Consider the following 12,498-nt stretch of genomic DNA (forward strand, 5'->3'; position numbering starts at 1 on the left):
GATGCTCTGCAACCTCAGGTAGCTCTGGCATTCTCTGCTAAAGATTACACCTTGAAACATTACATAGCCCGCGTCTGTTCAACCCAGAGTAGTGGTTCAGGTGGAAGTGTTCCCATTACGTTCTATTTCTTCGCCAATAGGGTGACAACACCATCCCAGTAGGCTTGCTTTTGGGCTGAATGTTGAAATCGAAGTACAGGCGGTAGAACCATGTCTGATTTGCTGATTACGCTGCAGGGAACAATGGATGCTCTGAGTACTACACTGCGGCAAATACAGAAGTTGTGTTGCGCGATTTAACACAGCCCAGAAATTCAGTCGTCAGTATTGTTAATGGCCATGTGAGTGGGCGAAAACCTGGCGATGCACTGTTATCCGGGCCAGATGATGACGAAGGTTTTTTAGGATTACTGAGCCCTGCTGAACGGGTGCCATTTAAAGTTTTTGATAACTACAAAACAACGACGAGGTCAGGAAAAGAACTCAATAGCGCCTCAACAATATACTACAGCGACGATGGTGTACCTCTGGCAGCCTTTTGCATCAATGTGGATATGGATGCCGTAAACATGCTAAAACGTGAATTGGATATATTGTTACCGCTGCCATCACCGCATGAGCAAGACACGTTAAATGACATTATTCCTGCCCAGTCTTTTGATGAGATTATTGCGAAATTCCGCCAAACTGGCGCAGAAAATAATCTTCAATACAGGAAGCGAGTCGTGTCTGAATTACAAGACATGGGATTCTTCAAAGTTAAAGGCAGTGTTAATCATATCGCTCAGGCACTTGGTGTTTCCCGGTACACTATTTATAACTATCTGGAAAAGAATGATGACAAATAATAAGCCAAATACTATTCCTTTTTATCAGGTGGATGCTTTCACCACTGAGCCATTTGGTGGCAATCCTGCAGGCGTTTGTCCATTAACAGAATGGCTGAGTGATAAAACATTACAGGCAATTGCTGCCGAAAATAATCTGTCAGAAACTGCGTTTTTTGTCCCGGTTGAAGGCGGTTACCACTTGCGTTGGTGCACGCCTGCTGTTGAGGTTGACCTGTGTGGTCATGCAACACTTGCGGCCTCTTGGGTATTGTTCAATAAACTGGGTTTTACCGGTGAAGTGATTCGTTTCTTTACTCGCAGTGGGGTATTGGAAGTTTCCCGGCACGGGAACGAATATTGTATGGATTTCCCGGCGAAACAGATGGTACCCATTGAAACACCAGCAGGCCTGTTGGCTGCGTTGGGTATTTCTGATGGTATCGTTGGTGTCTGGCAATCAGATGATCTGGTTGTGCTGGTGGAGAACAAAACCATTATTGATGGGTTATCACCGGATTTTAATGCACTCAAAGTTTTCAAAACCCGTGGTGTTGTGGTGACTGCTCCCGATGAAGAGTTTGATTTTGTTTCGCGTTGGTTTGGACCGCAAGTGGGTGTAAATGAAGACCCGGTAACAGGTTCCGCTCATACTTTCCTTGCCCCTTTCTGGGCTAATCGGCTGGGTAAATACACGTTATCAGCACGGCAAGGTGGTGTGCGTCAGGGGGCTTTGCGTTGTGTAATACGCGATAACGGGCGTGTTGCAATATATGGTTCAGCGCGTATGGCTATTGAAGGAATTTTTAGTTTGTGAATCAAAATAGCCCCAGTTATGTGGCTATGGTGGTTTGTGCTGTCTGGTTCAGCCAGAACCGGAACACAATCTGTGTAAGATGAGTTTTATATTGAAATATGGTTCTGATGGACGAGTTCGATTGGTATATTGACAGCTGGAAACTGGATTTTTCTGGCGAAAGCCTTATTCATCACGATACCGGTGAAATCAGAAAGCTGGGTGAATACCCGTTCCGGCTATTGACTGAACTGGCAGGCAATGCCGGTAAGGTACTTTTAAAGGAAGAGTTACTTGCTGTTGTCTGGCCTGGACGCATTGTCGGTATCAATAGCTTGCCGGCCGCGGTTCATTCAGTACGCAAAGCGGTGGATGATGATGGGCGTAAACAAAAAATCATCCACACTGTGCCAGGTGCAGTCTACTGCCTGTCTGAAGCGCACTTACGCCAGGAGCCCAGAAAACACGCCGGGCAGGTAGAACCTGACGCAGCATTTGTTTACTTTCGGGCAGTTGCTGCCATCCAGAGAGTACGTGTTCTGCTTTAGGCCAGCACCAGCAATTGCTGCTTCGGGAAGAGTACAGCGGAGTGTGATTGAGCGCAGTGTCATCGCTCTTATTATCATTACTGCCTGGATCACTATTGGGTTGGATTTATTCTGGTAGCAATATGCTGGTGCTCATTGCTTTCCATTGGTAACTTCTCGCTGCATCTACATAAATCAGGTTAAGGTTCTTCTGAAAAGGCAAAACTGATAGCCGGTAAGCCAGTTTGTACTCCAGCCGGGTTTACTCGTTGTGTGGTTGTAAGCCTGAATGGGATTAACACGTAACCTGCTGCGCAATATCGCTCACAAAATCTGCTGTCATTTCGCTGATGCTCATTCTCTATTGATTAACGGAGACTTTCATTGTATTTGATATTTTTATACCTGCGTTGTTGCTGCAGCATCATGCAGGGAGATGGCTATAATTTTGCTTATTGGCACTGTATCCGGGCAACATTATTGACTGAATAAAATTGATTCCGCCTGTATGAATATAGGGCGAAGTTTTTCATCTCTGATGAATAATAACTAAACATAGAGAGTGCTTATGCAAAATATGCCATCGCTAATTGAAAAAGTGTCACGTGCTCCTAAGGCTGAGTTGCATGTCCATATAGAAGGCACGCTGGAGCCAGAACTGATTTTTAAGCTGGCACAACGGAATAATGTTGCTCTGGCCTGGTCAAAGGTTGAAGATTTGCGCCAGGCATATCAGTTCACTTCTTTGCAGTCTTTCCTTGATATCTATTATGCTGGCACCAGCGTGTTGCAAACGGAAGAAGACTTCTATGAAATGACAGCAGCCTATATCGACAATGCTCATCAGAATGGCGTCATTCATGCTGAAATTTTTTTCGACCCGCAAAGCCATACATCCCGTGGCATTGGTTTTGATGTGTTTATTCCCGGAATGATCAGAGCACTCGAAAGCGCTCGTGAAAAAGGAATGACAACTCAACTGATAATGTGCTTTTTACGCCATTTACCAGAATCAGATGCACTGAAAACCTTTGAAGATTCACGTGAATGGTTCAGCCGCCATCCGGAATGGCTGACAGGCGTTGGCCTTGATTCTTCCGAGAACGGGAATCCGCCCGAGAAATTCGCCCGTGTGTTCGCCATGGCAAAAGAGGCTGGTCTGCGGCGAGTTGCCCATGCGGGTGAGGAAGGGCCGGTTGAGTATATCTGGCAGGCATTACAACTACTTGAGAGCGAACGTATTGATCATGGGGTCAGAAGCCTTGACGACCCTGAGCTTATCGCACATCTCAGTGATACCCAAATGCCACTGACCGTGTGCCCGTTGTCTAATGTCAAATTACGGGTATTTGATACGATGGCCGATCATAATTTACGTGAACTGTTACAGGCAGGGGTGAATGTCACCATCAACTCAGACGACCCTGCTTATTTTGGCGGGCATGTTAATGAGAACTATCAATCTATTATCAGCGCACTGCAACTGACTGAAAACGAGTGTTACACCTTACTCAAAAATAGCCTGATATCTGCTTTTGTTAACGCGCAAGCGCGTGACAAGATGCTGATGCAACTGAATGCGTTTTGGCATGCGGATGCCTGAAAGCTGTAACCATTGGCCATTCAGGCGGGTTCAATAAAAAAACCGGCAGTGCTTGCCGGTTTTTGTACAACACTGAGTAAAAACGGTAAACACTGACATGAGTGTGTGTTTACCGTTGTCGTTACCGTTTACAGCAAGTCAAAACGATCCAGGTTCATTACTTTAGTCCAGGCCGCAACAAAGTCCTGGGCAAATTTCTGTTTTGCATCGCTGCTTGCATAAACTTCTGCCAGTGCACGCAGTACAGAGTTAGAACCAAATACCAGATCAGCGCGGGTTGCTGTGTAGCGCAACTCACCACTGTTACGGTCATGTCCTTCGTACAACTCTTTACTGTCATCCGCGGCTTTCCATACATTGCGCATATCCAGCAGGTTAACAAAGAAATCATTACTCAATACGCCGGGCTTATCAGTGAATACACCGTGTTTGCTGCCGTCAAAGTTGGTTCCCAGCACACGTAAACCACCAACCAGTACAGTCAGTTCTGGCGCGGTTAATGTGAGTTGCTGGGCTTTATCGATCAGCAACGATTCTGTGCTGGCAGCACCGGCTACACGGCGGTAGTTACGAAAACCATCCGCAACAGGTTCCAGTACGGCAAAACCGTCAATGTCGGTTTGATCCTGACGGGCATCTACACGTCCTGGTATAAAGGGCACCGGTACTGAAACACCAGCAGCTTCCAGAGATTTTTCAATACCCACGACACCCGCCAGAACGATGACATCGGCCAGTGAAATTTTGCCGGAGGCTTGTTGAATGGCTTCAAGTTTTGGCAATACCTGTGCGGGAATAGTGTTTACTTCCCAGCCTTTTTGAGGAGCAAGTGCCAGGCGGGCACCATTAGCGCCACCACGTTTATCTCCACCACGGAAAGTAGAAGCTGAAGCCCATGCTACAGAAACTAATTCACCAGTAGATAACCCTGACTCGGCAATGGCGTTTTTAACGGCAGTAATATCTGCGGCGGTTGGTGTATGCACCGCTGCAGGTAACGGATCTTGCCAAATCAAATCTTCTGCAGGCACTTCAGGGCCAATGTAGCGTGATTTAGGCCCCATATCGCGATGGGTTAATTTAAACCATGCACGAGCGAAAGCTTCATTGAACGCTTGTGGATCGTTCAGAAAACGGCGGGAAATCTTTTCAAATTCCGGGTCGAAACGTAAGGTCAAATCGGTCACCAGCATGGTTGGTTTCCGTTTTTTACCGGGTTCAAAAGGATCTGGAATCAAATCTGGTGCATCTTTAGCTTCAAACTGAATTGCACCCGCCGGGCTGCGTGTTTGTGTCCATTCGAACTGGAACAAGTTCTCAAAGAAGTAATTGCTCCATTGGGTCGGCGTTTGGGTCCAGGCAACTTCTAAACCTGAAGTGATAGCATCCGCGCCGGCACCAGTGGCATAGCTGCTTGCCCAACCGAGCCCTTGAGCTTCTATTGGGGCAGCTTCTGGTTCCGGACCAACGTGCGTTGCCGGTCCTGCTCCATGGGTTTTCCCTAAAGTATGCCCGCCTGCGATCAGTGCTACGGTTTCTTCGTCATCCATGCCCATATTGCCAAATGTGGCACGAATAGCAGGGGCTGCTGAACGAGGGTCACCGCTGGCGTCCGGGCCTTCAGGGTTTACATAAATCAGCCCCATTTCAGTAGCTGCCAGGGGATTTTTAGCTAACGCTTCAGGGTGACGATGGGCCAGCCAGGTTTTTTCTTCACCCCAGTTAACATCCATGTCTGGTTCCCATACGTCTTCACGGCCAGCACCGAATCCAAAAGTACGGAACCCGGCATTTTCCAGCGCTACGTTGCCCGCCAGAATAATCAGGTCTGCCCAGGAGATTTTTTGCCCGTATTTCTGTTTAACAGGCCACAACAGGCGACGGGCTTTATCCAGGCTTACGTTATCGGGCCATGAGTTAAGCGGCGCAAAGCGTTGTTGCCCACGACCTGAACCACCACGGCCATCTTCCATCCTGTAAGTACCCGCACTGTGCCACGCCATACGAATAAACAGGCCAATATAGCTACCCCAGTCGGCAGGCCACCAGGATTGGGAGTCCGTCAGTACGTTTTTGATATCACCTTTCAGGGCGGAAAAATCCAGCTTTTTGAATTCTTCGCGGTAATTAAAGCTTTCACCTAAGGGATTGGAACGATTGGAGTGTTGATTTAACAGATCTACACGTAACTGATCAGGCCACCAGTCAGAGTTATGTGTGCCATCACCTGCAGATTGTGTCGCTTCGTTGCTGTGGAAGGGACATTTTGAAACGTTTTCACTTGAGTTGCTCATTTCTGGCTCCGTATGCTTCCTGAGGATTGTCTGGTATTACTCATTCATTCCTGTAGAGGATGTTCCTAACCTATCTTTTCCTTTCAATAATAGATAATTGAATCAACCCACGGATTTGATAGTTTTTTCCTTTGTGCACAATCTAGCATTTATAGATAAAAACAACTGTAAGTATAAGGCTATTTTTGTCAGTAGAATCTGAATCCAGAGTTTTCTACTGTAGCCTTTTAATAAATGAGGAAAATAAACAAACGACTGATTTAGCCATCGGAGGGGGCCAGCACCGTAGCTGGTTTTGTCAATCGTGTAACAGGAATGTTTGAATGTTCAGGTGATGGGAAAGTTCGCGCAATATTGTGACATAAGCTATGAATTCTGGCTCATCTGGAAACTCTCCCTGGCGCTTTGGCCGCCCAGCGATAATGTCTGCAATATCGTTAAAAAGGCATTCTATTTTTTCTTGGGTAAGCACTTTCTGGCTGTTAGTGCTGAGGGCAACTGACTGAATGTAGGCATCGCTACACACCTGATTTGGTGCCAGATTACGCAACTGCTTTTCCGTATGGATGCAATTTTCAACGGCCATTATCGCATTTTCTACATCCTGTTCACTGGGGTAAGGTTTTTGGGTAAATTTGTTGGAAAGAGAGGCGTACCCAAGCGCGAGTATGAGTGGGGGAGTGCTAAGTTCAATCTTATCAGGGCCAATGGTGAGCTTGTTGATTGCCATAAATGATTATCCTGGCGGTATTGTTATTAGCATAGTCCTTTGACTGACAAGAAAAAAGTGCGGCATATACTGCCGCACTGGTAAAAGGTTAGTGCTTGATAATGTACATATCTCGAGTTAGGTAGAACCCAAGCGGAGAAACGTTAAAGCCTCCGACAAAGGGTTTGACGAGTTGGTTTTGGACGTAATAGTAAACAGGAATTGCAGGAATATCATGAGACAAAATGTCACTGGCAACCTGGTAATCCTGTTTTATTTTGGCAGGAGAGCTGTCTTCACTGGCTTGTTTAAGTGCTTTATCAAAGTTGGGGTTACTGTACTTGGTGGTATTTTGAGTATCGTTAGTACGGAAAGTATTGAAGAATGTCGATGGTTCATTGTAATCGGCAAGCCACGTGTAACGCACCAGATCAAAATTCCCCTGGCGCATTGTTTCAAGCATGGTCTTCCATTCTTGGTTACTCATACTGACATTTGCCCCCAGGTTTTTCTTCCACATTGATGTGGCTGCAATAGCTATCCGCTGGTGATCCTGGGAAGTATTGTAGAGCAAATTGAGTGATAGTGGGTGTTGGGCATTGAATCCGGCTTCAGCAAGCAATTTTTTGGCTTCGGTATTTCGTTTTTCTTGTGACCATGCTGAATAATCAGGTGGGGTAAATTTCATTCCACCAATATTTAATGGCATAAGAGTGTCTGCAGGTTTTTGACCCTGGCCAACAACTTTCTCAGCAATGATTTTTTTGTTCAGTGCCAGGTTAAGTGCTTCACGAACTCGAATATCATTAAACGGAGCTTTGGCTGTATTAAATTTGTAGTAATAGACTCCGAGCAGGTCAGTGCTGTGAATCTGGTCGGTATATGTTTTTTTAAGTGACTGGTACTGAATAGTAGGAATGGTATCAGTGATATCTATTTCACCGGTTTTATAGCGGTTAATCATTGCCGCCTGATCAGCAATGGGCAAATATGTAACCTGATTAATAACTGTTGCTTTATTATCCCAGTATTTATCATTGCGCTCAGCAACCAGTTTTTCATTTACTACCCATTGTGTGGGTTTATAGGCACCACTGGTGACGATATTCTCTGGCTGTGTCCATTTATTCCCATATTTCTCAACATCTGCTTTGCTTACAGGAAACAGTGAAGGGTGCCCGACAAATTGTAAAAAGTACGAAACAGGTTGCGACAGCGTTACCTGAATTGTACTGGCATCAAGCGCCTTTACACCAAGTGCTGATGCTGGCATTTTGCCATCTGAAATGGCGTCAGCGTTAAGAATGTGCGCATTAGCGGCGAATGATGCGTAGGGCGATGCTGTCTTAGGGTCAACAAGACGTTGCCAGCTAAATACGACATCATCTGCTGTGATTGGTTTTCCATTTGACCATACAATCCCTGGACGCAAATGAAATGTCCACACAGTGTTATCTTTATTGTTCCATTTATCGGCCAGGTCGGGCACGATTTTCCCTTTCGGAGTGATGTTTACCAACCCACTGAAACAGTCCAAAATAATATTAAATGCTTCATTACTTTCAGCTAATTGCGGGTCTATTGTCGCAGGCTCTGAACCATTATTTCTTACCAGTATTTGCTTGCTGGAAAGTACAACGTTGTCAGGCACTGTTGCAGCACTAGCCTGTGCTACAGGTAAAATAGCAGCAATTATCGTGCAAAGAGCAAGTTGTTTCTTATAATTTTTCAACTAACTATCCTCATTATAGTGAGAGCGAAACGCTCGTGATGTGGTCGTTGTGATTGCACTAATGCAGTTGATTCAGTCAGAGGAAAATGACTTAACATCTGACACAATCAAAGACGATATTAGGCGTGTGATATGCAAAAAAATGCGACAAAGAATGACAAAATATTGTTATTACCACACATAATCAAAAGTAATGGCTTTGGTTATTCTGGATAGAATGTGAGCTAAAATAAGCTAAATCCATGTATTTTTTATATGGCCTTGCGTTACGTAATAATTGACAGCTTTAGAATTTTCCATTGTCAAAAAAATATTTAAATACTGGGCGTTGCCAGGGAACCAGTTTGAGTTGCGAAAATTGTTCTGCCAGCATAAAGCCAAACCCTGCGCCTTCATGTAATTGAATATCGGCGGGAGTTATTGCCAGATTTAGGTGGTAAATAAATATTAATTCACGCCCTGTTTTTGATGCAAGAGTAACAGCCAGAGGGTGAAAAGAGGCCGGAGGGGGAACAAGGCCAGTTTCTTCTTCCAACTCGCGCCGGGCAGCATCCAGAGGCGCTTCACCTGCTTCAATTGCACCACCAAACAGTGACCAATGGCCAGGGAAACGAATGGGTTTATGTTCATCCCGTAGTTGCAACACTATGCGTCCCATTGTGTCGGTAAGTAGTAACATTGCTGCCTGTTTTTGCCCTGGATTGTGGATATCGGTAAGTACAAAAAAATCTTCGTTCACAGGACTACCTCATTTTTGATTGCTCGCATAGTAGATTACTAAAACGCTTTGGGAGAACAATGCCTGAATGCCATTTTTTATCAGACCGTTGTTTATTGCTGATTTGTAAAGACGTGAATTTATGTGAATACGGCTATTGCTCAAGGCCAAAAAACCGATTACTGTACATATATACAGCTAATGGGTGAGTAACAAGGAAAGGGATATGAATGATTCTCCAATGATGAGTGTGATCCATGCGAAAATGGACCTTCTTGAGTTAGCTTCTTTGTGCGAGTCACTGGTGGGGGAACTGGTGGAGGTTATACATTCACCCACCCGAATTGCATTATGCGGAAAATTATTGTGCGCCCTGGAATCATTAAAATATGCCCTGGATGCACCTATTCCAGCGCATTGCGTGCAGTCCCTAACTGCAACTGCGCAAGAAGTGGAGAATATGCCTTTTCTGTTGGGGGCTGAGTCTCAGACACTGAGGCAATATTGTGCGTCACTGACTTTAGTGCTGCTCAGTGGAACGTTACTTGCCGAGCAGTGGACAATCATAACGGGGTTGCTTTTTGACCTGGTGAATCATCTTCGGGATGATATTTATACACCATGTTTTATTAAAACGGCGAACGGCATCGTCAATGTGCAAGGCGAGTGTGTTGAAAGCTTTTCTTATTCGTAAAAACCAACCCGGTGGGGTAAGCCTCACCGGGTTGATAATGTATGGCAGTTATACACTTAACGGACAACCAGCACTGGGCAGGTCGCGTGGCGTACTACAACTGCCGCATTTGAACCCAGTAAATACGTTGTCACACTGGGTTTATGGGATGCAATAACAATAACATTCGCACCGATATCTTTGGCAAGACTTAAAATTTGGTCCTTAGGTGCTCCCCAGGTGACATGTTTTTCAATCCGGTCTTCGGGTATTGAAAAACGCGCAATAACATCATCCAGTTTCTTGCCGGCTTCACCGATAATATCTTCTTTTTCTGGCAATTCAGCGGAATAAGCAAGGCCTAATGTTGTGTAGTAAGGAAGCGGTGGGATAACTGTTAGGAAATGCACCTGAGCATCTTCCAGTTTTGCCAGTGTTTCGACGTGAGGAACAACCATTTCAGTCAGTTCAGGTTCCGTAACATCAACGGGCACCAGTATCGTTCGATACATAAACAACCTCCTTTTTATGTTAATGCATTATGAGGGTAGCCTTTATCCTTTCTGCGAGGCGAGATACAGGTATCAGAATTGAGAGAAATTGCTATGCAGATAATTGCACCAGCAAACCAAATGTACCGGGTAAATTGTTATAAATGAAACAATAATGGAACAATTTGTTAATGTTCGGAGGTGTCAATTCTTTGATTCGCTAAAATTCGCGCACCTTCTGGTCTGATGGCTGCTATCTCCTCAGAAGTGAGTAAACATAGACAGCAAACATAGACATAGTAACGCGTTGCTATGTCTGACCACACGTAGCGTTCCAGCGCAGGTATTCGCAACGCAGGTATTCGCAACATAGTGGCTAAAATATGCTTGTTACATCGTGCTCTGGCCAGGGACAATTTGTTCATTAGCCGGAGGTTAACGTAATACGTTCCTAACACAAGAAGAGTCTTAATGCTGAAGAAAATGATCTCTGTTGCTGTATCCGGTTGCCTGCTGGCAGCATTTACCGCGAGCGCTGCAGATACGCCATCTGGTTTCACTGCTAAACAACAAGAACAAATTGGTAAAATTGCCGCGGATTACCTGGTTGCCCATCCTGAAGTTTTGGTACAGGTCAGCCAGAAGCTGCAAGAGCAACAACAAGCTGAACAACAGCAAACTATGCTGAAACAAGTGTTAGAAAACCAGAAAGCACTACTGGAAGATAAAAGTACGCCGACAGTCGGGCCTGCGGATGCCAAAGTTGCTGTGATTGAGTTTTTTGATTACCAGTGTGTGTACTGCAGCCATTTAGCTCCAGAGCTGGAAGCTACGATGAAGAGTAACCCTGGTGTACGCTATATTTTTAAGGACTGGCCAATCTTTGCCCAGCGCTGGACCAATTCATTAACAGCGGCTGAACGTGGGTTGGCTGTCTGGCAACAAAAAGGGCCTTCAGCATACATTACTTACCATAACGCTGTGTACAATACTGGCCACTTTGAAGGGGCTCTTACAATCAAAGATATTGATTCAGCTACCCGTGCCGCAGGGGCCCAGCCTGGTATTAAAGCCAAAAATGCTGAAAAAATATTCACTGCAAACAGTGAGCTTGCACAAGCGATCGGCCTCACGGGAACACCCGGGCTTATTGTAATGCCAGCTTCTGGTGCTGATGAGCACAATACTACCGTGTTGCCTGGTGCAGTTCCTGCCGAAGAGTTGCAGGCTGCTATTACGAGAGCTATGCACCATTAATTCAGGGCCAGGTTCACTGCCATGTCTTGAACTACAGCGTGAACCTGGGCATGAGTTCTTTTCGAATCCTCTCATTGTACACAAAAAACTCACCTACACTTTATTGCAAGGTCTTAATACAGCATTAACTTAATGGTGCAACTGGTGTTATTAAGGGCTGGCTGATTGTCTGTGAGAGAGTTATGGGTGGTTATTTTTTTGAAGACAGGTCTGATAACCAGAATTTATTTCTTTAATTAGCTATAAGAATATTTAAATACCCTTATAAATCAATGGTCTTTTTGATAAATCATACTTTTTAATTAGAGACTTTTATTAAGCCGAATGATATGCCATTAGCCTGACTGCAGGGAATATTTTGTTTCCTGCTGGTGCGTAAGGTAAGGATGAAGTCGGGGTACCCATGAAAGAAGATCAAAAGTACGAAACTTTCCCATTAGCTGGGTTAGATATTCGCATCGCAAAAGATTATGATGCGCTGATTGTTACCCCTCAATTCCTTGCCACACCGACAGATCCCACTGTTCACAGCGATAAAAACTTTTTACTCAGTAAAGAAACTGCGCTGGAATTGATTGATCTATTGCAAAATGCCGTTGGTATGCTCAATTCACCTCCCGACATGAAACATTGACTTGCTGCAGGTATGGCAGGGCTGCGAGTAGTCTGGTGGCACGGACTGCGAAATGTGGGGGTCTTGCCAAAATAGTTTCTCTCAATGGTGTGAATCATCTCGCGTTATTCATTTTTCTATGCAGGTTTTTCTGTTCCGGGCCGATAATGAAAATATAACCACGCTCAGTGGTAAGGTTGAGTGACCTCCTGCCCGGACAATTGCAGGACTGGTACTTTGTTTCATTAAATAACAAGA

General features: G+C 45.1%; 12 protein-coding genes. 7 read left to right on the top strand and 5 right to left on the bottom strand.

Features of this window, described 5'->3' with window-relative positions; all coding sequences use genetic code 11:
* Positions 1-287 precede the first annotated feature (287 nt).
* The 4 genes from LC084_RS05205 to LC084_RS05220 all read left to right on the top strand — a co-directional run bounded on the left by LC084_RS05205 (position 288) and on the right by LC084_RS05220 (position 3,753).
* Complete coding sequence (locus LC084_RS05205; RefSeq protein ID WP_264193405.1) at positions 288-848, top strand: helix-turn-helix transcriptional regulator; 561 nt, start codon at positions 288-290, stop codon at positions 846-848.
* Positions 835-1,644, top strand: coding sequence for a PhzF family phenazine biosynthesis protein (locus tag LC084_RS05210; protein ID WP_319004396.1), 810 nt, complete (start codon positions 835-837; stop codon positions 1,642-1,644). The genes LC084_RS05205 and LC084_RS05210 overlap by 14 nt, the downstream gene beginning before the upstream one ends.
* Positions 1,645-1,751: 107 nt before the next feature.
* Positions 1,752-2,171 carry a winged helix-turn-helix domain-containing protein gene (locus tag LC084_RS05215; protein WP_226569946.1) on the top strand — a complete coding sequence of 140 codons (420 nt, stop codon included), beginning with the start codon at positions 1,752-1,754 and terminating at the stop codon, positions 2,169-2,171.
* 547 nt (positions 2,172-2,718) lie between these two features.
* A complete protein-coding gene (locus LC084_RS05220) occupies positions 2,719-3,753 on the top strand; it encodes an adenosine deaminase (protein ID WP_226569948.1) in 1,035 nt (344 codons plus the stop codon).
* A 128-nt stretch (positions 3,754-3,881) separates the two neighbouring features.
* On the opposite strand, the gene katG is transcribed toward LC084_RS05220, so the two are convergent.
* From katG to LC084_RS05240, 4 genes are all read right to left on the bottom strand, one after another.
* Positions 3,882-6,047, bottom strand: a complete 2,166-nt coding sequence (gene katG / locus LC084_RS05225) for a catalase/peroxidase HPI (RefSeq protein ID WP_226569950.1) — start codon at positions 6,045-6,047, stop codon at positions 3,882-3,884.
* 298 nt (positions 6,048-6,345) lie between these two features.
* Entirely contained in the window at positions 6,346-6,777 is a 432-nt protein-coding gene (locus LC084_RS05230) for a hypothetical protein (protein ID WP_226569951.1), read from the bottom strand.
* A gap of 88 nt (positions 6,778-6,865) precedes the next feature.
* The gene (locus tag LC084_RS05235; protein WP_226569953.1) at positions 6,866-8,488 is read right to left on the bottom strand and encodes an ABC transporter substrate-binding protein; all 1,623 of its coding nucleotides are present in this window, start codon (positions 8,486-8,488) and stop codon (positions 6,866-6,868) included.
* 286 nt (positions 8,489-8,774) lie between these two features.
* A complete protein-coding gene (locus LC084_RS05240; RefSeq protein ID WP_226569955.1) occupies positions 8,775-9,227 on the bottom strand; it encodes an NUDIX domain-containing protein in 453 nt (150 codons plus the stop codon).
* 205 nt (positions 9,228-9,432) lie between these two features.
* Here LC084_RS05240 and LC084_RS05245 point away from each other — a divergent pair, with 205 nt between their 5' ends.
* Positions 9,433-9,900, top strand: a complete 468-nt coding sequence (locus LC084_RS05245) for a hypothetical protein (protein WP_226569957.1) — start codon at positions 9,433-9,435, stop codon at positions 9,898-9,900.
* A 56-nt stretch (positions 9,901-9,956) separates the two neighbouring features.
* Here LC084_RS05245 and uspF read toward each other — a convergent pair whose 3' ends face one another.
* Complete coding sequence (gene uspF, locus LC084_RS05250) at positions 9,957-10,391, bottom strand: universal stress protein UspF (protein WP_226569959.1); 435 nt, start codon at positions 10,389-10,391, stop codon at positions 9,957-9,959.
* A gap of 450 nt (positions 10,392-10,841) precedes the next feature.
* On the opposite strand from uspF, the gene LC084_RS05255 reads away from it, so the two are divergent.
* Entirely contained in the window at positions 10,842-11,627 is a 786-nt protein-coding gene (locus LC084_RS05255; protein WP_226569960.1) for a DsbA family protein, read from the top strand.
* Between the two features lie 403 nt (positions 11,628-12,030).
* The gene (locus LC084_RS05260; RefSeq protein WP_226569962.1) at positions 12,031-12,261 is read left to right on the top strand and encodes a hypothetical protein; all 231 of its coding nucleotides are present in this window, start codon (positions 12,031-12,033) and stop codon (positions 12,259-12,261) included.
* Positions 12,262-12,498 lie beyond the last annotated feature (237 nt).

This window comes from Mangrovibacter yixingensis (assembly GCF_020523985.1).
In the GTDB taxonomy this organism is placed as follows: Bacteria; Pseudomonadota; Gammaproteobacteria; order Enterobacterales; family Enterobacteriaceae; genus Mangrovibacter; species Mangrovibacter yixingensis.